18 protein-coding genes are annotated in these 24,906 nt (G+C 36.4%); 17 read left to right on the plus strand and 1 reads right to left on the minus strand.

Annotation, left to right across the window (positions count from 1 at the left end):
• Positions 1-264 (minus strand): helix-turn-helix domain-containing protein (locus BUB05_RS06330; protein ID WP_139257948.1); only part of this gene is annotated, 264 nt, incomplete at its 3' end.
• 796 nt (positions 265-1,060) lie between these two features.
• Between BUB05_RS06330 and BUB05_RS06335 the strand changes: the two genes are divergently transcribed.
• The 17 genes from BUB05_RS06335 to BUB05_RS06410 all read left to right on the plus strand — a co-directional run bounded on the left by BUB05_RS06335 (position 1,061) and on the right by BUB05_RS06410 (position 24,860).
• Positions 1,061-3,355 carry a sulfatase-like hydrolase/transferase gene (locus BUB05_RS06335; protein WP_073048756.1) on the plus strand — a complete coding sequence of 765 codons (2,295 nt, stop codon included), beginning with the start codon at positions 1,061-1,063 and terminating at the stop codon, positions 3,353-3,355.
• Between the two features lie 87 nt (positions 3,356-3,442).
• A complete protein-coding gene (locus tag BUB05_RS06340; RefSeq protein ID WP_245819766.1) occupies positions 3,443-4,708 on the plus strand; it encodes an anaerobic sulfatase maturase in 1,266 nt (421 codons plus the stop codon).
• Between the two features lie 150 nt (positions 4,709-4,858).
• Positions 4,859-6,136: an MFS transporter gene (locus BUB05_RS06345; protein WP_073048757.1), complete on the plus strand. Its 1,278-nt coding sequence runs from the start codon at positions 4,859-4,861 to the stop codon at positions 6,134-6,136.
• 199 nt (positions 6,137-6,335) lie between these two features.
• Positions 6,336-6,800 carry a PaaI family thioesterase gene (locus BUB05_RS06350; protein ID WP_073048758.1) on the plus strand — a complete coding sequence of 155 codons (465 nt, stop codon included), beginning with the start codon at positions 6,336-6,338 and terminating at the stop codon, positions 6,798-6,800.
• 16 nt (positions 6,801-6,816) lie between these two features.
• Positions 6,817-8,829, plus strand: a complete 2,013-nt coding sequence (locus BUB05_RS06355; protein ID WP_073048759.1) for a 3-hydroxyacyl-CoA dehydrogenase NAD-binding domain-containing protein — start codon at positions 6,817-6,819, stop codon at positions 8,827-8,829.
• An 84-nt stretch (positions 8,830-8,913) separates the two neighbouring features.
• The gene (locus tag BUB05_RS06360) at positions 8,914-10,350 is read left to right on the plus strand and encodes a hydroxymethylglutaryl-CoA synthase family protein (RefSeq protein ID WP_073048760.1); all 1,437 of its coding nucleotides are present in this window, start codon (positions 8,914-8,916) and stop codon (positions 10,348-10,350) included.
• Between the two features lie 25 nt (positions 10,351-10,375).
• On the plus strand, positions 10,376-11,578 hold the full coding sequence (locus BUB05_RS06365) for an acetyl-CoA acetyltransferase (RefSeq protein WP_073048761.1): 1,203 nt from the start codon (positions 10,376-10,378) through the stop codon (positions 11,576-11,578).
• Between the two features lie 19 nt (positions 11,579-11,597).
• Positions 11,598-12,806: a CaiB/BaiF CoA transferase family protein gene (locus BUB05_RS06370; protein ID WP_073048762.1), complete on the plus strand. Its 1,209-nt coding sequence runs from the start codon at positions 11,598-11,600 to the stop codon at positions 12,804-12,806.
• Between the two features lie 12 nt (positions 12,807-12,818).
• Positions 12,819-14,048: a CaiB/BaiF CoA transferase family protein gene (locus BUB05_RS06375; protein WP_073048763.1), complete on the plus strand. Its 1,230-nt coding sequence runs from the start codon at positions 12,819-12,821 to the stop codon at positions 14,046-14,048.
• A gap of 113 nt (positions 14,049-14,161) precedes the next feature.
• The gene (locus BUB05_RS06380; protein WP_073048764.1) at positions 14,162-15,421 is read left to right on the plus strand and encodes an MFS transporter; all 1,260 of its coding nucleotides are present in this window, start codon (positions 14,162-14,164) and stop codon (positions 15,419-15,421) included.
• 65 nt (positions 15,422-15,486) lie between these two features.
• The gene (locus BUB05_RS06385; RefSeq protein WP_073048765.1) at positions 15,487-17,055 is read left to right on the plus strand and encodes an AMP-binding protein; all 1,569 of its coding nucleotides are present in this window, start codon (positions 15,487-15,489) and stop codon (positions 17,053-17,055) included.
• The gene (locus BUB05_RS06390) at positions 17,048-18,409 is read left to right on the plus strand and encodes a phytoene desaturase family protein (RefSeq protein ID WP_073048766.1); all 1,362 of its coding nucleotides are present in this window, start codon (positions 17,048-17,050) and stop codon (positions 18,407-18,409) included. Before BUB05_RS06385 ends, BUB05_RS06390 begins: the two co-directional genes overlap by 8 nt.
• A gap of 121 nt (positions 18,410-18,530) precedes the next feature.
• Entirely contained in the window at positions 18,531-19,832 is a 1,302-nt protein-coding gene (locus BUB05_RS06395) for a GntP family permease (protein ID WP_073048767.1), read from the plus strand.
• Positions 19,833-20,829: 997 nt separating this feature from the next.
• Positions 20,830-21,453, plus strand: coding sequence for a TetR/AcrR family transcriptional regulator (locus BUB05_RS06400; protein ID WP_073048768.1), 624 nt, complete (start codon positions 20,830-20,832; stop codon positions 21,451-21,453).
• Positions 21,454-22,717: 1,264 nt separating this feature from the next.
• A complete protein-coding gene (locus BUB05_RS18655; protein ID WP_175548522.1) occupies positions 22,718-22,864 on the plus strand; it encodes a hypothetical protein in 147 nt (48 codons plus the stop codon).
• A 186-nt stretch (positions 22,865-23,050) separates the two neighbouring features.
• Entirely contained in the window at positions 23,051-23,677 is a 627-nt protein-coding gene (locus BUB05_RS06405; RefSeq protein ID WP_073048769.1) for a TetR/AcrR family transcriptional regulator, read from the plus strand.
• Positions 23,678-24,104: 427 nt separating this feature from the next.
• The gene (locus BUB05_RS06410) at positions 24,105-24,860 is read left to right on the plus strand and encodes an IclR family transcriptional regulator (protein ID WP_073048770.1); all 756 of its coding nucleotides are present in this window, start codon (positions 24,105-24,107) and stop codon (positions 24,858-24,860) included.
• Positions 24,861-24,906 lie beyond the last annotated feature (46 nt).

Below are 24,906 nucleotides of genomic sequence, written 5' to 3' on the forward strand. Positions count from 1 at the left end.
TTTACTAATATTACTTAGTGAACCTAAGCCATTCATATAATCCCTAACAGCTGATTCTTTTAAATCCCTAGTATATTTCTTATGCTTTATTTTTGTATTTAAACCTTCAATACCAAAGGTTTCGTATTTTCTGATCCATTGCTGGACTGATGTTTTTGTAACTCCAGCTATCCTTGCACAATCCTCCTGTGAACAAATACCATTCAAATACATTTCTACTATACGAGTCTTTTCCTCAAAAGATACTTTTCCTTTTCTTCCCATAAAAAATATGCCCTCCTAGTGATAACAGTTTTATTATTTAAACTGTCTATTACTAAGGGAGCATATCAATTTGTCGACGATTCCATTTTTATTTTCAACAAAATTCTAGAGAATCAATCCTTTTAATTCTTCTTTTAGAGGTTCAATATACATTTGAGCTTCCAGTCCCAAAAGTCTATTTGTATTATAGAAATAACCAATCTCGGCATAAATATCTGGTATTGGAACCAATACCCAATTAAAGCTTTTGGATACACGAGGGTTTATTCTACATACGATACTATATGTGTATGCGTTGGTTTGGTTAACTATATTTCGCTTGCATACCTTATTTACAAAAGGGATGAGAAAAAATCAGCAATTTACAAACAGTGTAAGAAAGTAAGAGTTGTAAAATTTTAGCAAAACATGGAGTTTAGTTTATTAGAAAAAAACCTTTCTGCAAATTATTGCGGGAAGGTTTTTTACGTACGGTAAAAAAAGTTCGTTTGAATAGTTACGAATAGTTAATTTTGATGATGCTATTAATAATAGCGTCATGTCAATTTGCAATAGAACCAAAAAACTTGACTATTGACAAAATGATTTCTAGTACATATAATTTAATCGATAGATTAAATAAATGGATTAAATACAATGATTGAATAAATTGATTAAAATTTACCAAAAAATGAAAACATAACGCGTGAAAACGTTTTATGTAATCAAGCATTATTCACAATTCAATTTAATACCATTTATTATCTGAAATATTCGTTACAAAACAAGCAAAACATTTTTATTTTAAGGAGGAAATATGAAAAGGAAGAAAAAATCAGTACATTTTGCGAAAACGGTAGCAATTAGCTCTGTTATTGCATTGTCGACTAGCTTTGTTTCGGGATGTTCCAAGGCACCGACTCAAGAACCGGAAAAACCAGACAATAATGCAAGTAAAGCTAACGCTATTACGTCCGTTAGTACGTCAGAAAAATTATCTAATCCCAATATTGTTTATCTAGTGATTGATGACATGGGATTTTCAGACTTGGGATGCTATGGATCTGAAATCAAAACACCAAATATTGATGAACTGGCTGAGAGTGGAATACGTTATAACAACTTCAACGTATGTCCCGTATCATCGCCTACGCGTGCTTCGCTATTGACCGGACGAAATGCCAATGAAGTAGGGATGGGATTTGTAACAAGTGTAAATTTAGAGGGCAGACCTGCCTTCCAAGGACGTGTAGCTGAAAATGCGGGCACTGTCATGGAGGTGCTAAATGAAAACGGATACGGTACTTATGGTATTGGTAAATATCACATGTGTCCGGAATATGAAATGAGTGCTTGCGGTCCTTATAATAGTTGGCCGTTGGCTGAAGGTTATGAAAGATACTATGGATTCTTAGACGGCGAAACGGATCAGTGGCATCCAATGATTGTTAGCGGCAACGAATTAATAGAATCTGCTTATGACGACGATTACACCCTAAACGATGATTTAATACTTCACGCAAAACAGATGATAGGCGATCAAGTTTCAGTTTATCCAGACAAGCCTTTCTTTTTGAATTTTGCTTTTGGAGCTTCCCATTCGCCGTTGCAAGTGCCTCAAAAATATATAGATATGTATGCCGGTGTTTATGACAAAGGCTGGGATGTGTTGCATCAGGAACGTTTTGAACGCATGAAAGAAATGGGCATTATACCTGGTGATGCTAATCTTGCTCCTGCCGATCCAGCGGTACAAGAGTGGGCTAGCTTAGATGTAGATACACAACAGCTGTTTGCACGCATGATGGAAACGTATGCCGGATTCATTACACAGACGGATGAAAAAGTTGGTGAACTCATTGACTATCTAAAGGCTACCGGTGAATATGATAATACGCTATTTGTACTTATGTCAGACAATGGAGCTACAGGCTCGGGACGTGTAAATGGTTCAGACACTTTTACCAGAATATTGGCGCGTAGACTTGCTACAGTTGAAGAAATGCTGCCGGAGTACGACCTTATAGGTAGCGAAGATTTTGCTGCGGTATATCCTATGGGATGGGGTCGTGTAGGAAACACTCCTTTCAAGGGCTATAAAGCCGGCTTGGATGCAGGAGGAGTTCGTGCGCCGCTTATTATCTCGTGTGCCAGTGCTGACTTTGCTGATAAAGGAACGATTCGTCCGCAGTATGTTGATGTATCAGACATAACTCCAACAATTTATGACTTGCTTGGTATAATGCCTCCTGAAGAGTTGAATGGTATTACTCAGATGCCTATCAGTGGTATAAGCATGGCTAATACTTTATATGATGCTGATGCGCCGGAAACAAGAGATACACAATATTACTTCATGTACAATAACAGCTCGATCTACCATGACGGATGGAAAGCTGTCGCTAAACATACTATGGGGACATCATTCGAAGAAGATGTATGGGCGTTATACAATGTCACTGAGGATTATTCTGAAATCACTGACGTTGCCGCTGAGTACCCAGAGAAACTAGAAGAACTGAAAGAATTATTCTTAGCTGAAGCAGAAAAGCATGGTAACAATATGCCTTTACAAGAAATGCCTTTTGGAGCTCCAAGTCCTTTTTCACCCCAAACATTGAACAATACTTTCAAGTATTATCCTGAAATGGGGCACATAAATGCTAGAACTGCTCCATCAGTTGCTCAAAACCACACTATTACAATTTCAGTGGATAGGGCAAACAGCAACGTGGAAGGTACTCTTGTAGCATTGGGTGATAATCACGGTGGATTTACAATGTATATTAAGGACAATAAACTGGTATACGAATTAAACGAATTTGACCTGTCATACAAGATCACATCAAACATTGACGTTCCTACAGGGGAATCTGTTTTAAAGTATGTATATACTAGTACTGCTCCTTTTGCCGGATTTGGGGAATTATACATCAATGATCAAAAAGTAGGTGAATGTCCTGACATAATAACTGTATCTTTGCTTACTCTTGAAGGTCTAGATGTTGGAAGGGATTTACGACAAAAAGTTAATGAAGAATGTCCTGATTTTGAAGGAACTATTCAATATGTACAATTTGATACCCAACCATTTGTTCCGGCTAAAGAATAGTTTGAGGTTTATCGGCTAAGTATTAAAAAAAGCCGGACTCGTAAAAAAAGTTCGGCTTAAAACAAGTAGTTAGAAAGAAGGGATAATATGATAAAGCAGGAACAAATTGGAAAGGGGTTTCATGTTTTAGCAAAACCGATTGGACCTGTTTGTAACTTGGATTGTAGATACTGCTTCTACACGGAGAAAGAAGTTTTTTTTGACGATAATGAAGATTTTCGCATGAATGACAAGGTTCTGGAAACTTTTATTAGAAAATATATTACATCCCAGGATATTCCTGAAATTCAATTTGTTTGGCAAGGTGGAGAACCAACACTTATGGGGTTGAATTTTTTTCGCAAGGTGGTGGCATTTCAAAGGCGGCATGGTGGTGGTAAAAAAATCATCAATTCGCTTCAAACAAATGGGACATTGCTTGATGATGAATGGTGTAAGTTTTTAAAAGAGAACATGTTTCTAGTTGGTTTAAGCCTAGATGGGCCAGATATATTTCATAATCTTTATCGAATAGACAAGATGGGAAACCCGACTCTGGAAAAGGTTATGGATAGTGTTTCATTATTGAAAAAATATGAAGTACCATTTAATGTACTTGTCTGTGTAACAAAAGAATCTTCTAGGCATCCTTTGAAGATTTACAAATTTTTAAAGCAGAATGAATTGGAATACATACAATTCACGCCTATAGTGGAGAGAATCCCTGATGAAAAGGATAGAGCAAGGGGGTTATCCCATTCATCGCCCCGAACATATGGTGATAGTGTACAAAATACTAATGTTACGAACTATAGTGTTGAAGCCACTGAATATGGAGATTTTCTAATCGGAATTTTTGATGAATGGGTAAAAAATGATGTCGGTTCCATCTATATAATGAATTTCGAATGGGCACTTGAATCATGGCTTGGACTACCTTCGACTATGTGCTTATTCTCAGAGGAATGTGGCAAAGCTGTAACAATTGAACACAGTGGTGATGTTTATACATGTGATCATTATGTCTATCCGGAATATAAATTAGGAAATATTCTTGATAAAAATCTTAAGGAAATGATTTATTCAGACAAACAAAAGGATTTTGGCAAGAATAAGATTGATGCACTGCCAAAGAGCTGTAAAGCTTGTGAAGTTTATTTTGCCTGCAAGGGAGAATGCCCGAAGAATCGGTTTATTAAAACATATAATGGCGAAGACGGGCTTAATTATTTGTGTGAAGGTTATAAAAAATACTTTAGACACATACACCCTTATATGAAAGTAATGGTGGAGTTGATTAAAAACAATCTTTCTCCATCTATGGTGATGGATGCTGCAGAAAGGCCCATTGTCATTTTTAAAGATGATAAGTAGCCTATATCAGGCGGTAAAACCGACAAAGGGACTGTCGGGTTAACAGAGGAAAGCTGACACGTAGAATTATTAAATGCTTTTCAAGAAAATGGGAAACTATGAGTCGGCGAGTTAGATGGAAGAAAAAAATAATGTATATGGAGGAATCAAATGGAATCAAAACTAAATATGGAAACTAAAAAGAAATTTTATTATGGTTGGGTTGTTGTATTTGCGTGTTTTCTAATAAATTTCGTAAATACGGGTTTGCTGGTGTACACATTCAGTCTGTTCGTTCTGCCGGTGTCTACAGCGCTTGCAAAGTCTCCTACACAAATAGTATTAGCGGCATCAATGTTTACAGCTGCATTTGCTGTTATTAGTCCACTAATCGGCAAGCAACTGGAAAAAGGTAGAATTAAGCAACTTCTCATTGCAGGTGCAATTTTAAATGGTGGCGGATTCATGCTGCTTAGCAAAGTCAACTCCCTCTCGATGTTCTACATTTGCTATATTATCGTAGGTGTGGGTGCTGCAATTGTTGGTCCGGCTGTACACAGCACACTTCCTGCATACTGGTTTGAGAAGAAGAGAGGACTGGCAGTTGGTATAGCTAATGTAGGAGCAGGTGCTGGTTCTATCATTGCTCCAATGGTAATAACTGCTACAATGACCAGTTATGACTGGCGTATGGGTTTCTTTGTACTAGGTGCAATTTCGGCGATTATTCTTTGTGCGCTTGTATTTATTATTAAGACTAAACCTTCAGAAATCGGACTATATCCAGATGGGCTTACTAAGGAAGAAATTGATGCACAACCAGCAGCAGAACGACCTGTTCTTGAAGGCCTTACCCGTTCACAAGCTTTTAAAACTTCAGCATTCTGGATGATTTGCATATCTTTCTTGTTTATAGGTGTTGCCCAACTTGGAGTTCTTCAAAACCAAGCAGCATTCTTAATGAGCATTAAGTTTGATATGATAGTTGCAGCCAGAGCCCTTGCATACATTGGGAGTATGTCTATACTTGCTAAATTTATTTTCGGTTACCTGGCTGATAAATTCAACTTCAAAGGTGTTTTTCTATTCGGCAACCTGCTACTCATCATAGGTATAGTTATGCTGTCCAGGGTCACACCAGAATCCAATCTAGTGTATATGTCCGCCTATGCAATACTATTTGGCCTGGGTATCGGTTCGTGGTATCCTATCGCTGGGGTTATTGTTGGAAAGACATTTGGCGTTAAATTTTATGCAGCCATATATGGATTCATATTTTCAATCAGGGCTATAGGCGATATATTTGGCGCACCCAGTATTTCTGCAATTGCCAGTACTCGAGGCTATTCTTTTGGATTCCTTTGTGCTGCGGCATGCGCATGTGTCTCTGTTGTATTGATCATGTTGATTCAAACACCTAAAGAGTACACTAAATTACTAGAAAAATAAGGAACTAACAAATATATTCACTGTCTTCTTGGACGTTTGCTTTACATATGCACAGTTTTTATGGAAATATAATCAACTTTTAAGGGTTTGATAAATATCTATTGACAATGAATACACCTTAACGGTATAATTTAATCAAATGATTAAATGAAACGATTAAATAAATCGATTTAACAACTAATTAAGAAGGGAGTTTTGTATGGAACATTTGAATGTGATAAGAGAAGCAATGAAAAACCCTCCAATTAAATGGATGAAGGATGCTGGATTTAGCGCCAGCATTATTGAAAAAGGGCACGTAAAAGTACACCTGGACGTTAAAGAACTGCATCTGAATCATGTTAACATTGTATATGCGGGGTCTATGTATGCATTTGCGGAGATGGCTGGAGGAGCATTAATTCAATCCGTATACGGATTTGACAAGTGGGTTCCAATCTTAAAAAAGGCAGAAATAAAGTATGTTAAAGCTTCTAAAAGCGACTTGGTCTGTGAATTGAAAATGACTGAGGAGGAAGCGAAAGCCAACCTTGAACCAATCGAAGAAAGAGGAAGAGGAGAATATCCATACACAGTTGAAGTTAAAGATATTGAAGGAAATACAGTGGCAATAGTTGATTTTACATACTACTTGCTACCATTTACAAATAATTTGGAAATATAGCATAAGGAGAAAAGATATGAGTAATAAAATGTTTAGTTATGTATTAGATGGGGAAATTGCAGTTATAACTTTTGACGAAGTTGGAAACAAAATGAACACATGGAGCAATGAAGCTTTCGATAGTTTTACAGAAGTGATAGAAGAGGTGAAAGCTTTAGCTGACAAGAAGGAAATAAAAGGTGCAGTGATTATATCGGGAAAACCGTATACCTTCCTAGCCGGTGCAGATCTTAATGTATTAGTACAAGCAACTGAGAGCAGAGAAACCTGTAAAAACGATATCTCCAGCATGCATGAGATATTCAATGCATTAGCTGATGTATCAGTTCCTACATTGGCAGCAATTAATGGACATTGCCTGGGCGGTGGGCTTGAGTTTGCATTAGCATGTGATGCAAGGATTGCCAAAAAATCAAAAACTACAGTCCTTGGGCTTCCTGAAATAGGTGTTGGAGTATTCCCTGCTGGTGGAGGAACATCAAGATTGTTAAGACTGATAGGAACACCTGCAATAGATTTGGTGCTTAAATCTAAAAACTTGGGAGCCGATGAAGCTTTAAAACTTGGTGTTGTAGATAAATGCGTTGAAGAAGATGCTGACTTGTTGGATGAAGCAAAGACATTCTTAAATGAAATATGTGATAAAAAAGTTGTCCTAAACAGGGTAGAGCATGATTTTAGCAATATTGATGAAGTTGTAGAGGAAGCTAGAAAAGGTGTCATGAAAAAAGCTAGAGGAAGACTTTTGCCAGCACCTAAGGGATATTTGCAAGTTGTTCAAGAAGGTGCGAATCTTCCACTTGAGGAGTCACTTGAACTAGAGAAAAAGCAATATGTTGACGTAGCTACAAGCAATGAAACCAAAGGAAGCATTAATACATTTATGTTGACATCTTTTGGAGCTGACGCCAAGAAATTCATAACAAAAGGCTACGAGCCCAGAACTATAAAAAAAGCAGCAGTTTTGGGATTTGGAACTATGGGACGAGGCATTGTTATTGATGTTATAAACAGGGCTAATATTCCAGTGGTAGTCAAAGACAGGGCAGAAGCATTTGAACCAGGCATGGCATTTGTAGAAAAAATATTAACCGGTATGCACAAGAAGGGTCGTCTAAAAGGGGAAGTTGCTGATTACATGAATTTGATAATTCCAGTAACTGAATACACAGATGATTTTAAAGATGTGGACATAGTAGTGGAAGCGGTATTTGAAGACATTAAGGTTAAGGAACAAGTTTATTCAGAACTATGCGAAGTGATATCAGATGACTGTATACTTGCAAGTAATACTTCTTATCTTTCTGTTGATGAGTTGGCAAATATGGTTAAAAATCCAGAAAGATTTGTAGGAATGCATTTTTTCTCTCCAGTTTGGCTTATGAAACTTATTGAAGTAATCAAGAGTAACCAGACTTCGCAGAATATAGTTGATGACACATTGGGATTTGTTGCTACACTCCGCAAGCGTCCGGTAATATGCAATGACGGACCGGGATTTGTAGTCAATGCAGTTCTTGACCCATTTATGTCCGGTGGAATTACATATCTTGACGAGGGGAATAGAATAGAAACAATCGACACAGCTATGGTTAAATTCGGAAATGCAGTTGGACCGATTCGTCTTATGGATGAAGTTGGCATTGATGTCAGTCATCACATTTTCACATCTAGAAATCTTGGGTTTAAGACAGTTGAAAATATGTACAATGCTGGAAGATATGGATTGAAGAAAAATGGCAAGGGATTCTATAAAGTTGATGGAACACCTGATGAAGAAGTCTATGAACTTGTAGATAAGAAAGAGGAAGTAATCAGAACTGAAGAAGAGATTGCAATGGAAATCCTTACTAATCAGGTTAAAGAAGGAAAGAGAATACTTGACGCCAATATTGTAGATGATGTACGTATGATAGACATGGGTATGATTTTTGGAACTGGATATCCTACGGATAAAGGTGGACCTATGAAGTGGTCGGATATTATAGGATTAAGCGAAAAACTTTATGGTGAGAAATTCTATAAATAAGCTTCAGTGACAATGAAGAAGATGCCAAAACTGCTGAATTCCTGTAATTCAGCAGTATAAAAATAAGAAAGGAAAGGAATTCATATGATAGGAATAACTTCTTATGGTGTATATTTACCAAGATACAGAATGGAAAGAAAAATCATCTTGAAAGAAATGGGATGGTTCAATGGAGGATCTCCAAAAGGAGAAAAAGCAACAGTCAACGCGGATGAAGATGCAATAACAATGGCGGTAGAGGCAACTATTAATACAAAAAAGAGTGGAAAAGCAGAAGGTATATATATGGCTTCTACAAGTTTCCCCTATATGGTTAGACAGAATTCAGTTGTGGTCTCAAAAGCGGTTGGTATGTCCGATGGTTCTAGAACTGCTGATTTCACTTCTTCAACTCAAGCCGGAACCAATGCGCTTCTCAATGCAATAGAGACTGTTAAGGCGGGGAATGCAAATGAAATCATTGCATGTGCCTCTGATGCCAGAAGAGCAAAACCAGGCAGTCCGCAAGAATATACTTGGGGAGACGGAGCAGCAGCATTGTCAGTAGGTACAGAAAATGTCATAGCGGAATATCTGGATAGTTATTCAGTATCTAAAGACTTTATTGACAGCAGAAGAACTGATAAAAAAGAATTTGAGAGCGTTTGGGAAGCCAGGTGGGTAAAGGAAGAAGGTTACAATAAGATCATTCCAAGTGCTGTTAAAGGACTCCTTGAAAAAACAAGCACATCTGTTGAAGATTATGCAAAAGTATGCATAGCGGTACCCAATGCTTCAGCAGGCAGGGGAATTGCAAAAAGACTCGGATTATCACCTGAGCAAGCATGTGATAATTTCATAACTGAAATTGGTGATACAGGAACAGCAATGCCCTTGATGATGCTGGCATCAGCATTGGAAAATGCAAAAGCCGGAGATAAAATAATTTTAGTTAGTTATGGATATGGAGCACAAGCTCTATCATTTGAGGTAAAAGAGGAAGTTGCTAACATCCAAGGCTTTGCATGTGGTGTTGCCTATATGTTGGGAAGGAAAAAACCGCTTACCAGTTATTCAAGATATCTTGCTTACAAGGGATTAATAAATCTTGAGTATGGCATTAGAGGAGAACTTGTTGCAGCAACTGTACCATCTTCACTAAACAGAGAGGGAAGAACGGTTACCACCCTTGAAGGAGTCAAGTGTAAAGTATGCGGAACAGCACAATATCCCAAGCATAAAGTATGTGTAAATCCGGAATGCGGGGCAATAGGGCAAATGGAACCATATACATTCATTGATAAACCGGGAAAAATCGTATCATTTACAGCAGACAATCTGTCATTTTCAATGGACCCGCCACAATTATACGGCCTTGTGGATTTTGAAGGCGGAGGAAGGATGTTCATTGACTTCACGGATTGTTCAGTAGAAAATGTTGAAATCGGAGACCCGGTAGAACTGACATTTAGAAGGAAATACACTGATGAACTTAGAGGACATTATGGATACTTCTGGAAAGCTGTCCCGTTTGAGAATTAAAAAATAAGAAGGAGTGAAATAAATAATGGCAGAAGGTATAAAAAATAAAGTTGCTATAATCGGCATGGGTTGCAGCAAATTTGGAGAATTATGGGATAAGGGTACTGAAGACCTTATCATAGAAGCATACACAGAGGCAATGGAAGATGCAGGTATAGAGAAAAGCGACATCGATGCTGTTTGGTATGGAAGTTGCTATGATGAGATTAACGCAGGTAAGAGCGCTATGAAGCTTGCAACTACTCTGAAGCTTCCTCATATTCCTGTTACTAGAGTAGAGAATTTATGTGCAACTGGTTCAGAAGCACTTAGAGGTGCAGTTTATGCGGTTGCTTCAGGAGCAAGTGATATAGCTCTTGCAATTGGTGCAGAAAAACTAAAAGATACTGGATTTGGAGGCCTTACTCCCGGAGATGGAATGTTTGGAACTGAAAACAGAACATATTTTCCTAATGCTTCAGGACCTGGCGGATTTGCTCAGGTAGCCAATGCTTACTTCTCGAAATATGGATTGTCTTATGAAGAAGGTAAGGAAGCTTTGGCGCATATTTCGTGGAAGAGTCATCAAAATGGATCCAAGAATTCCAAGGCTCATCTTAGAAACAAACCATCAATGGAAGAAATAATAAATGCACCTATGATAGCCCATCCCCTTGGTTTGTATGACTGCTGTGGTGTTAGTGACGGAGCTGCCGCTGCAATAGTAGTAAGAGCAGATATGGCAGAAAAGTTTAGAAAAGACCCTATTTATATCAAATCAATGCAAATAGCGGTATCATCAGGCGAAGAGATTTATGATACAGATTGGGATAGTACTTATGTAATATCTACTACAAAAGCAGCAGAAAGAGCTTATGAGGAAGCGGGCATAACCAATCCAAGGGAAGAACTTAGCATGATAGAAGTACACGACTGTTTTTCAATTACAGAGCTTGTAACTTACGAGGATCTTCAGATTTCACCTAGAGGCGGAGCTGTTAAAGATATACTTGATGGTTTTTACGACATTGATGGTGGAGTTCCATGTCAGACCGATGGTGGTCTAAAATGTTTTGGGCATCCAATTGGAGCATCCGGATTGCGTATGATGTATGAGTGTTACAAGCAGCTACAAGGAAATGAAGGCGAAAGACAGATAAAAAGTCCAAAACTTGCGCTTACACATAACCTGGGTGGTTTCCCTGCCATGTGCGTAGTGTCAGTCAATATAGTGGGAAATGAACTCTAATATATAAAGGAGGATAATTATGGCAAAAGCATTGGAAGGTATCAGAGTAATAGAATATGCTAGTGGTGCAGGCGTACCTTACGCATCAAAATTGCTGGCAGATATGGGTGCAGATGTTATAAAAATTGAACCTCTAGAAGGTGATAAAAGCAGACATATAGCTCCATTTGTAGGGAATGAAGCTAATGTAGAAAAAAGTTGTTTATTCTTATATGCCAACTCAAACAAGAGAAGCATAACGCTGGACCTTGAAACGGTTGAGGGTGTAAATATTTTTAAAGATTTAGTCAAGGGTGCAGATGTGCTTGTTAGACAAGGGCCTCCAGAGTATTTCAACTCAAAAGGTTTAAGCTATGAAGAACTTTCTAAAGATAATGAGGGTTTGATTCTATCATCTAATACACTTCTTGGAGAATCAGGGCCCTATAAAGACTATGCTGCAACTAATTTTACAGTTTCGCATATGACAGGCGGCACAGTGCTTTATCCTCATGGAACAGGTGATGGAGACAGGGCACCGGTAATAATGGGTGCCAACATGGAGGCATTTGATGCCGGTCCAATATCCGCAATTGGAATATTGGCTGCCCTTCACTGGAGATTCAGATCTGGAAAGGGTCAGTATATTGAGAATTGTGCACTTGACGCAGGCATTGCTCCACTTACAACAGAAACGGTAATATTCCCCGTATTTGGTCAAAATTTCGATAGATCAGGCGAAACTCAAAGGTTGCAGTCAAGTCTTAATTTTGAATGTAAAGATGGATATCTAGGACCTTTCTTTGCACAGCAAAACGAGTTTGATAATCTTGCAAGGACTGTTGGAAAAGAAGAGTGGATAGGGCAAGAGTGGTTTACTGATATGGCACAGAGAAGAGCGAGATGTGAAGAAATATCAGATGCCATGAAAGAGTTCAGCAGTAAATACTCTAAGGCTGAAGCAGTAGAAATATTCCAATCAAACAAGGTGCCTATTGGTCCTGTTGATACACCTGCTGAAGTTGTAAATTCCCCTCACTATAATGAGAGAGGATTTTTCATAGACATTGAGCATCCTGTTGCTGGAAAAATGAAGTATCCTGGAAGACCCTTCATAATGTCAAAGACACCACATACTTACAACAACCCGGCACCATTACTAGGTGCTGATACTGATGAAATTCTTAAAAACGTTTTGGGATATGACGAAGAGAAAATAGCGGATTTAAGAAAATCCAATATAATTTAGGGAGGTTTGCAAATGAGAGATCAACTATTGAAAGGTATTAGGGTTCTTGATTTTGGTTCCTTTTTGGCAGGTCCTGTTTCAACAATGTTGTTAGCTACATTGGGTGCTGAAGTTATAAAAGTTGAAAATCCTAAAAAACCTGATGGTTCAAGATTTTTTGTTACAGCTAAAGGAGTTGCACCGCCTGATTATAGAATAGGGTCACAGCTTTATGACACAAGCAATTTCAATAAACTGGATTTATCAATTGACCTGTCAACAGATGAAGGAAGAGCAATTTTGATGGACTTGGTTAAGGAAACTGATATAGTTATGGAGAACATGTCGCCAGGAGCTATGGGCAGATTGGGATTTAGCTATGAAGAATGCAAGAAAGTAAATAAGGAAATAGTCTATTGTTCTTCTTCTGCATGTGGACAATTTGGACCGGAGAGGAATTTCAAAGGATATGCTGCAACATTTGCCGTTAAGAGTGGACTAGGGCATATTACCGGATATGAAGATTCGAAGCCAAGTACCTTCGTTGGATCAATAGATAATAGAAGTGCAACTCATGCAATAGTAGCAATGCTGGCAGCTCTTTGTCACGTGGACATGACGGGAGAAGGTCAGTATATCGACATAGCCTCACAAGAGGCAATATCGGCACAACTTGGCGACGTTTATATTGATTACGCGGCCAATGGGAACAATCAGATAAGGCAAGGCAACAAACGTCCAGGATTTGCTCCCCAGGGAGCATACAAGTGTATAGGAGAAGAGAAATACGTTACCATATCTGTTGAAACAGAAGAGCAGTGGGTGAGTTTATGTAATGTAATAGGCAAACCAGAGCTTGCTGCTGATTCAAGATTTGCAACCTATGAAGCCAGGTATGACAAATATGACGAATTAGATGCTATACTCAATGACTGGGCTAAAGACAAGAAGATGTATGATGCAGTTGAGCTGCTACAAGCTGAAGGAGTTCCTTCAGGGCCAGTGCTTAATTCAGAGGGGGTTTTCAGGGATCCACATCTATCAGCAAGAGAAACTTTTGTAGAAATACCGCATAGAGAGATGGGTACAGATTACGCTATTAGATCTCCTTGGATTTTCAGTGAGACGCCGGCAGGAGCAAGTCGTACAGCTCCATTACTTGGAGAGCATACTACTCAGTTGCTTAAAAACATCCTCAATTATGATGATGAAAAAATAAATGATCTTGCATCTAGAAAAATAATCAGAAGAACATTCGATTAATTAAGAAACACTTTTTTATAAATGTTTACAGGGGGATTTTCATACCCCCTGGTCATATAAAGGCAGGAACATATTTTATCAAGTCTATAAAAATTGTGAAAGGAGAATTCAATTTGGAAAATAAGAAGAAATTTTATTATGGCTGGGTTGTTGTTTTTGCGTGTTTTCTAATAAATTTCGTTAATACGGGTTTGTTGGTTTACACATTCAGCCTGTTCGTTTTACCTGTATCCACAGCTCTTGCAAAGTCGCCTACACAAATAGTATTAGCGGCATCACTGTTTACAGCTGCCTTTGCTATTATAAGTCCGATGATCGGCAAGCAACTGGAAAAAGGTAGAATCAAGCAACTTCTCATTGCGGGTGCAATTCTAAATGGTGGCGGATTTATGTTGCTTAGCAAAGTCAATACTCTCTCGATGTTTTACATCTGTTATACTATCGTAGGTGTTGGTGCTGCCATTGTTGGTCCGGCTGTACACAGTACGCTCCCTGCATACTGGTTTGAGAAAAAGAGAGGTCTGGCAGTTGGTATAGCCAATGTGGGAGCAGGCGCGGGTTCTATTATTGCTCCAATGGTAATCACTGCTACAATGACCAGTTATGACTGGCGGATGGGTTTCTTTGTACTAGGTGCAATTTCGGCTGTTATTCTTTGTGCGCTTGTATTTATCATTAAGACAAAACCTTCAGAAATTGGACTATATCCGGACGGGCTTACCAAGGAAGAATTTGATGCACAACCGGCAGCAGAAAGACCTGTTCTTGAAGGCCTTACTCGTCCACAAGCTTTTAAAACTTCAGCATTCTGGATGATTTGCATATCTTTCCTGTTTATTGGTGTTGCACAACTTGGCGTTCTTCAAAACCAGGCGGCATTCCTGATAGGCATTCAGTTTGACATGAGCGTTGCTGCCAGAGCACTCGCATACATTGGCAGTATGTCTATACTATCTAAGTTCATTTTTGGGTGGCTAGCCGATAAATTTCATTATAAATTGGTCTTCCTATTTGGAAATATTCTGCTCGTTAGTGGTATAATTATGTTGGCTAATGTTACATCGGAATCTAATTTTGTATATATGGCTGTCTATGCAATACTGTTTGGCCTGGGCATCGGTTCATGGTATCCTATTGCGGGTGTTATTGTAGGAAAGACATTCGGCGTTAAATTTTATGCAGCAATATATGGATTCATATTTTCAATCAGGGCTATAGGTGATATATTTGGCGCACCAAGTATTTCTGCAATTGCCGGTACTCGTGGATATTCTTTTGGATTCCTTTGTGCTGCGGCATGTGCATGTGTCTCTGTTGTATTGATTATGTTGATTCAGACCCCTAAAGCCTATACTGATTTAATAAAAAAATAAAAGTCCTGATGTAACAGTATCAGAATATAATAAAAAAACTAGAATCAAAGAAAGGAAGACAGTACATGAATTTAAATCAATATTTAGATAGCACAGTTTTTAGATATCCAAATAAAATAGCTGTTAAATACAATGATAAAAGTTACACCTATACTATTTTCCATCAAAGAGTAGGTATGCTTGCCAATGCAATGAAATCATACGGCTTAAAAAAAGGTGATTCAGTTGGTCTGATTTGTAAAAATTCAAACAACTATTTGGAGACAATTTTTGCCTGTGCAAAACTGGGCATCATAGCTGTGAATTATAATTGGCGAATTGTTCCTAAAAAACTGCTTGTTTTGGTAAAAGAGTCTAACGTAAAGATGCTTTTTATTTCAAGTGGTAATATAGAAGTTTTGTACTGCATTAAAAATCACCCGGAATGTGAAGCTTCCATAGTTTCAATTGGAGAGGAAACTTTGGAAGGCGTCTTGAATTATGAAAATTTGATCAACGGGAAATCACCAATTTGCCCTAGTATTGATTCGGATCCAGATGATACTATCTTCCATTTTTACACCAGCGGAACGACTGGCAAGGCAAAATCTGTTATGTTAACCAATAAAAACATTATTACACATTTTCTCATTAATATTTTTGAAACGAATTGGGATGTGGATGATAGATTTCTATATGCATTGCCACTTTTCCATGCATCGTCTTCAGGTGCTCTCAATTCAATTTTAAGCGGCAGTACCCTTGTGATATTGGATAGGTTTGAAGTGGACGAATATTTGCAAACAATTGAGAAAGAAAAAATCACAAGACTAGGGCTTGTGCCTAACCTGATTGATTGGATTTTAAAAAGTGGAAACTTCAATAAGTATGACCTTAGTTCACTAAAGAGCATTATATATGCCGGCGCACCTATATCCTTAAATACACTCAAGGAGGCTGTCAATAGATTTGATTGTGACTTCTATCAGTTATATGGCATGACAGAAATGTCACCGGTTGTGAGTGTTTTAAAGCCGGATGAACATATTAAGATTGCAAATTCTTCAAATGCCAAGCATGTACCTGTTGGAAAACCGACACTAGGGACAAATGTAAAAATGATAAAACAGGATGGGGAAGCATGCCAAACTAGAGAAGTAGGAGAGCTTATTGTTTCAAGTGACACAATGATGAAGGGATATCATAATGATGAGGCTCAGACAAAAAAAGCCATCATTGAAGGGTGGTATCACACTGGGGACATAGGTTTCATCGATAAGGATGGATACATATACATACTTGACAGGAAAAAAAATATGATTATCACCGGTGGGGAAAACGTATATTCCAGCGAGGTTGAAAATTGTATTAGAGGTATGGGGACGGATATAATTGATGTAGCTGTAGTAGGTTTGCCAGATGATAGGTGGGGCGAAATTGTTGCAGCAATAATTATAAAAGATAAAAACAGTCATATTAGTAGAGAATTGATAATAGACCACTGTATGATGAATATGGCATCTTACAAAAAACCAAAGCTGATTGAATTTTGGGAAGAGATGCCTAGAAACAGGACAGGAAAACTCAATAAAGAAAAAATAAAGAAAATCTGTATTGAAAATCAATTGAGGAAAGAGAGGATTTTAAATGAATAAATTTGACAGTATCATTATAGGATCAGGTGTTGGAGGTTTATCTACTGCACTCCTTCTTGCAAATGAAGGTAAAAAAGTATTGGTTTTAGAGAAAAATGAATTGCTTGGCGGGCGACTGACCTCATATACGAGAGATGGGTTTACAGTTGACCTGGGGGTACATGTTATTTCAAGAAGCAATAAAGGGCCATTGGGTGAAGTTTTTGACAGAGTAGGTTTAGAAACCGGCTTGGAATTCCAAAAACTTAGACCTGTTACATCCTATAACGGAAAAATATTTGTTTTCCCACATGATTTAAAAGATATGATGCCGGAAGAAGAATTTAATGCACTTATGAAATTCATGGTTGATATTAGAGAAATGACTGACGAAGAAGTCTCAAGCTATGACGATATAAGTATTGATGAATTTCTCAAAAAGTATACGGACAACGATATGGCTAGTTCTTGTGTATTCAATATGGCACAGATATATACATGTCTTAGTTCATGGCTTGTCAGTGCCGGTGAATTTATGCGCTGCATGCGTTATGAAGCTGCTGCCAGAGCATCAGGTTATCCAATAGGTGGATGTGGCGCGATTACCAATGCATACGTTAAAGCTATTGAATCAAAGGGTGGAGAAATAAAGAACAACGCAAAAGTAGACAGTATTGTTATAGAAGACAACAGGGCAGTTGGGGTCAAGGTAGGCGATATAATTTACGAAGCTGATACTGTTATTTCCAACGCTGATATCAAAGCAACGGTTTTTAATCTAGTTGGGCAAGACTATTTTGATTCTGACTATATAAAATATGTCAAAGATTTAGAATACTCATGGACAGGTCCTGTTGTAAGAGTTGCTCTTGATGAGAAAATTTCAGATATAAAAATGCTTACACAATTTGGTTCACTTAAACAAAAAGAATATTACGGTAACATGGAGAAGGGCATCATGCCAGATGAACTTAATCTATTTTTAGTTTGCCCATCTAATTTTTCACCAACTGTAGCACCAGAGGGTAAGCAGCTCATAAACTTTGCAACACCAATACCGCTTGGCTTGCCAAAAAACATTGTAGACAATCTACAAGAAGCAATGATAAAAACTGTTGAAAAATACATACCTGATCTCAGAGAACACATCTTGTGGATGGAATATACAACTACGAATGAACTTTGCGCGAGCCTGGGAGAGATGGGTGCCGGTATCGGTATCGGGCAGAGGGTCGGACAGGTAGGCAAAAAACGTCCGTCCAATAAAACCAGTATCGACGGTTTATATCTTGTGGGAGCGGAAGCAGGAGGCAGTGGTGTTGGAATAGAACTTGCCATAAATAGTGCTCTTGAGCTTTTTGACAATTATCTCTAAAGATAGGATGTCTAACTGAAACTTCATACTAAAATAAGTTGATATAAGCATATATTGTGTGAAGTTTCAGCAATTCACTTTCGTTTTCTGTTAGAATATTAATTTAAGGAAGGGGAAAAATATGTCAGTACTTTACCTTTTAACGGGTATAGCTCTTCTTATAGTTCTATGCTATCAAGGAGTTAAACCTTTTACAGCTGTATTAATAGTTTCAATAGTTGTTTTGCTGCTTAATGGTATGAATGTATATGCAGGTTTATCTCAAATTTTTGTAGGAGGTTTTATAAAATTTTTATCCGCGTATTTCTTCATATTGATATTAGGCTCTTTATATGGACGGCTCATGAGCAAAAGTAATTTTGCAAAATCTTTTGCCTTCTGGATGATCAAGGTGTTTGGTGAAAAAAATGTACTGTTTGTAATTATTGCAACATCAGTTGTGTTTTCAATAGTAGGTATAAATGCATTTATTATATTCTATGTAGTTTATCCAATTGGTCTTGTATTTTGCCAGGAACAAAACATTTCTAAAGAAGTGCTGGTCTCGGCCATATGGTGTTTTGCTTTTACTATGGGGCTTCCTGGGGCATTGTCCATAAACAATATAATCTGCAGTGGATATTTGGGGACAAATATTCTGACTGCCGGATGGCTGATAGGTGTTATAGGCAGCTTGGTGACCTTTGCCCTATGTATCTTGTATACCACAAGGCTGAATAAAAAATATAAGGAAAATGGTGTAGAGTTTGTAATGGGTCCGATGGATCATCTGTATCTTAGTAAACTTGAAGAAGATGAAGTTCTTCCTGGTGTCGGCAAATCAGTAATTCCACTTATTTCAGTAGCTGCACTAAGTATTGGTATATCGCAGTTTTATGACAGCGTTTTTGGTGTTATAATGGGTATGTCAATATCATGTGTTATTATCATAATGCTTGATTGGAAACATATTAAAAAAAGTATTTTTCATACGATAAATGAGGGTCTGTGGGAGGGCTTTACTCCGCTAATTACTATTAGTGCACTAGTAGGTTTTGGTGCCATCATGCAATCTACTGTAGGATTCCAAGAAATTATTGAGTACGCCTTGAGTCTTAAAATAAACAATTATCTAAAGGTATTTGTATCGACTAATATACTGGTGGGTATAACAGGCTCGCTTTCTGGAGGTCTTACTATATTCATGGAAGCATTGGCTCAACCGCTTATGGATCTTGGTGTATCGCCTGAATTGTTCCATAGAATTGCCGCAATGAGCTGTATAGGTATGGACTCACTGCCACATAGCGCCGGTATAATAGGGCAGCTTGCAATTGTTCAACTGTCCTTGAAACAAGCATATAAACATGCATTTTTTCTTACTGTTATAAGTACACTAATAGGTGCTTTGGTTGCAACCAGTTTAGCAATATTGCTATATTGAAATAGAAAGCAAAAAATGGTTTATAATATGCTTGAAATATGATGATTTACGTGAAATGCTTGGATTTCTCAAATAAAATAGCCATATCAACTTTGAGAATTCAATGATTTAGCTTTTGTTTTTCACATGAATCCGAAAGTTTTTTCTATTGTTTCAGAAGCAAGCTGGCAGATGCAATCTACTTTTTAGTATACTAGAAGTCTGCTGGCTAATGGCTGGAAAATTCTGTATTATCTCCATCCTAATCTAAGAAGTCTGAAGCCTTTTAAACTGACAACGATTCGATCTTTAGAATTTGGGTACTTAAACAGAGTATCATCAATGATTAGAACATTTTTACTAGAAGCATTTGTAAGAGGTATTATTGACCTGTTTGATATCTTTGTATCATGAGTGGATGGTAACCAGTTGATTTTCTTGGATTTGTGAATATATATAACGGTATTGGATGCTTTTTTAAAGGTTTCATCATGATTTTTTGTCAGAAAATTCATATGCATGAATCTGTTGGCAGAAGCTAAACTAAAAAATATGTATAAATACTATGGGCATACTGAATCGTTTGGTTTTATGTGAATTACTGATTTTAATATCTTAGCAATATAGTATTATGTAGAAAATCTAGCAATGGAGTCGTTTATCCTTTTATCAATAGGGTAGTCTTGTGTTAAATTCTTCATATTTATAAGACTCCGGTTGTTATGAGTTCTAGGGCTAATTACGAGGATTGATGGGTGAATTTATCCAAATCCATATACTGATAGAGTAGGACAAAGAAAGAAGTATTGTTGGAAATGTATAGATTTTATTGTTCAAAGGTTTAAAAAAGTGTACTCTTATGAAGTTTTTAATTAAAAAATTTTCTTTGCTTATTGTTTTTTTATTGCCTATATCATTAAATGGATAGAATTTATATGTTATAAAAAAGATAATCCTCTAAAACAATGGGGTAGACATTTGAAAGTGTCAAAAATTTAACAAGATAGGGAGAAAAGTAATGTTACCAGAAGACAAAGAGAAAAAAACAATTAATGTGAAAGATAATATACTTGAAAAAGCGATAGAAGTATTTTCCAAACACGGTTATGAAGGCACGAGTACAAGAATGATTTCAGAGGCAGCTAAAGTCAATATTTCAGCATTACATTATTATTGGGGTGATAAGTGGAATTTGTATCAAGCTTCTCTGATTAGAGTTAATAAGAGAATACACAAAATGCATTTAAAAATTGGAGAAAAAATTAGATTTTGCAGTATTGAAGAAAAAATAGACATAGCAGTTAAAGACATGACAGATTTTTTCCTTGACAATCCCGAAGGTTCTTCTTTGATTTTAGAGGTTTTGCATGTTAATCAAAATAGTAAAAACGAAATAGATGATGAAGTTAAAAAGAGTATATATAAAAACCTTTCAGAAGTTTTTAATATTTTATATTCTGAAACGGAGCCCTCGAAAGAACGAATGTTTGAAGCATTTGCTATCACTTATTTGTTTTATAATCTAATAAAGGGTAAAGCTTATTTTCAGCAGGTTTTGTCAATTACTGATGAAGAGTATAAAAATTATATTAATAATGTTATTAAGAAAAGATTTGCATGCATTTTAAATGAAGGAAATTGAATATAGACATTTAAAATATGAAAATCAATAAAAAGTGGTATTCAAGATAGATGCTGAGATTTTGAATAAGTAACTGGTATTAAGGAAAGTTCAGCAGATTATAAAAGTATATTTAATTACGATATCAAAATTCTCTTCCAGATACTAATAACTAAATAATAGGGATGCTAATTGATGAATAGTACGATTGTAGAGGCTCCAATTTATGAGATTGCATTAAGTTATTTGGTTATGTTTTTTAAACTCCTTCCGCAACGATATTGCTCTAATCAAGCAAAATTGTAATCCAATAACAAGGTGTTATGAAAACGCCTCAATCCTAGTTTGTGCAAGCAATTTAGCATTAATCTTTACATTGTATAAAAATTCAATTGATTATGGCAAGAAAATTATAGCTTTGTACTAAAAACTCATATTAAGTATTATGCCCAGATTATTCATGTACACTAATAACCCAAATTCATATTTAATAAGTATCAGAAGTGTTTTTTACAAAAATATTTTTATTTAATATTTGAAAGTACTGCATTGTCGTGGTTTTAGTGATTTTATGAATAAAGCAGTTAAAGAAATTATTATAGAATAGCAATTGAAAAACTCCATGTATACAAGATAAATTAGACAATCAACTTTCCTATAAAATAACATTATAAATTCTACTGCTATTTCTTTGAATATCTTATCACAAGCTATTATAGTTTTACTATGTCTGGGTTTAAATATAGAAAGGAGGCAATTTATATTTATTCGAGTCTATCAAATACAATCTGAATTTATCTGATAGACTCACATTTTCCACTGAGTCAGATAATTTTTCTTTGTATGATTAGTGGCTAATCTGGGTCCTAGTGCCGAAATGATTTATAATAAGAAAAAATTTTTATAGAATGGATCATAAACAATATAATCTGCAGTGGATATTTGGGAACAAATACTCTCATTGATGGATGGTTGATGGGTGTTATAGGTGGCCTGGTAATTTTTACTCTCTGTGCCTTGTATACTACAAGGCTAAATAAAAAATATAGGAAAATGGCGTAGAATTTGTAACGGGTCCAATGGATCATTTGTATCTTAGCAAACTTGATGAAGATGAAGTTCTTCCTGGTGTCGGTAAATTAGTAATCCAACTAATTTCAGTAGTGGCACTAAATATTGGTATATAGCAGTTTTATGACAGCGTTTTTGGTGTTATAATGGGTATGTAAATATCATGTGTTATTATTATAATGCAGGCTCACTTTCTGGAGGTCTTACAATATTTATGGAAGCATTATCTCAACCGCTTATGGATCTTGGTGTATCGCCTGAATTGTTCCATAGGATTGCTGCAATGAGCTGTGTAGATATGGACTCACTGCCACATAGTGCGGGTATAATTGGACAGCTGGCAATTGAAACAAGCATATAAACATGCGATTTTTCTTACAGTCATTAGTACCCTGATAGGTGCTCTAATTGCGACAATTTTAGCTGTGTTGATTTATTGAAATAAAATTAAAATAGTTTGACAATATACCCATAATGATGATAATTTAATATCATTATAATTTTACTTTACTTGGACAGAGTATAGAAAGGAATGGAGAGAAAGTTTATGATGCCAGAAAACAATAAGAAAAAACCAACTAGTAATGTGAAAGATAATATACTTGAAGAAGCACTCAAAATATTTTCCAAATTTGGCTATCAAGGCACTAGTACAAGAATGATTGCAACGGCAGCCGAAGTTAATATTTCAGCGTTACATTACTATTGGGGTGATAAGTTGAGTTTATATCAAGCCTCTCTTATTAAAGCTAACAAGAGAATACACGAAATGCATAAAAAAGTCGGAGAGAAAATCAAATCTTACAGTCTTGAAGAAAAAATAGACATATCTGTTAAGCTTATGACAGATTTCTTTCTGGAAAATCCCGAATATTGTTCGTTGATTTTAAATGCTTTGCTTATCGACCAAACTAGTGAAAGTGAAATTAATGATGAAGTCAATGAGAGTGTATACAAGAATCTTTCAGAAGTGGTTAATATTTTACATTTTGAAATACAAACTTCAAAAGAACAGATGCTCGAATTACTAGCTACTACTTATTTGTTTTATAACTTAGTAACCGGGAAAACTTATTTCCAACGTGTTCTATCATTAAATGATGCAGAGTACAAAGACTATATAAATGATATTACTAAGAAAAGATTTATGAGTATTTTTGGAAAAGAAGATTAAATTTGAGATGATTTAATAGCTTTAATATAAAAAACTGAAACTTCGCACTTGAATAAGTAAATATGAGTATTTTAATGTCCGAAATTCTAGCAAGTAATTACAGAAGTATTATTGAAATGATGAAGGGTCGGTCTCTAGGTTGTTGTTAGACGATCCTTTTTTTATTGTTATTGTAGATATGGTTAAGTCAAATATTTAGCATTATCGTGAAGGTTGCCAGAATATTTGTGGTTGTAAAACTTAATACTTAGTTCGTAGTTGAAAACCCTTGAAGCGTATTTAAACGAGTCAGGGGTTATTATTTTGCCGTTTTCTTTAGCTTCGCCAACTGGAAAACGCTAACATTGACAATGATGCAGATATATGGTATAATTTGGATATGTTCATAATATGAACAAAAGTTCACAATGTGAACAGGGAGGGTTTTATGGAAAAGAAATTAACATCATTCGGAAAGATGATTGAAATAATGAAAGCTTTTGGAGAAGAACCGTTTTCGTATTCAGCAATGGAATTGAGCGAAAAATTAGGTTTGAACAGGACGACAGTACATAGAATAATAGCCGAACTTGAGGCTGAAATGCTGGTTGTACAAAATCTAACAGACAAAAAATATTCAATAGGTCCGGCAATGTATCATATTGGGTCTCGATACATGTATAGAAATAGTAATTTTCTTGAAATAAGAACTATAATTGATAAAATTGCCATGGAAACAAAACAAAACATAGGATATACGGTGATTGACAACGGAAAGATTATCAACCTCTATGAATCGGAGATTACGATGCCTATGAGAATAACATACAGGCACGGTTCATATTTTCCGATAAATTGCGGAGCGTACGGTAAAACCATAACTGCATATCATGAACCGATGGAAGAGCTTGAAAAGGTAGTAAGGGAGGCGGATTTGGAAAAAAGAACTCCAAACACTATTGTGGATCCGGATAAGTTGCTGGAAGAATATGAAAAGATCAGAAAAAATGGATTTGCAATAAGTGACGAGGAAAACATGATAGGGGCATTTGGAATAGGAGCTCCGATTTTCAATTCAAGCGGAAAGATACACGGTTGTGTCGGTCTTGCTGCTGTCAAAACATCAATAAATGAAGAGGATATAAGCAGGCTTATTGAAATCATAAAAAAAGGTGCTAAAGATATTAGTAAATTTGTTGTATGAGGAGGGTTGAGAAGGCATCTTTAAATAAATATATTATGTGAATAGG

It is taken from the genome of Dethiosulfatibacter aminovorans DSM 17477, assembly GCF_900142005.1.
Lineage (GTDB): Bacteria > Bacillota > Clostridia > Tissierellales > Dethiosulfatibacteraceae > Dethiosulfatibacter > Dethiosulfatibacter aminovorans.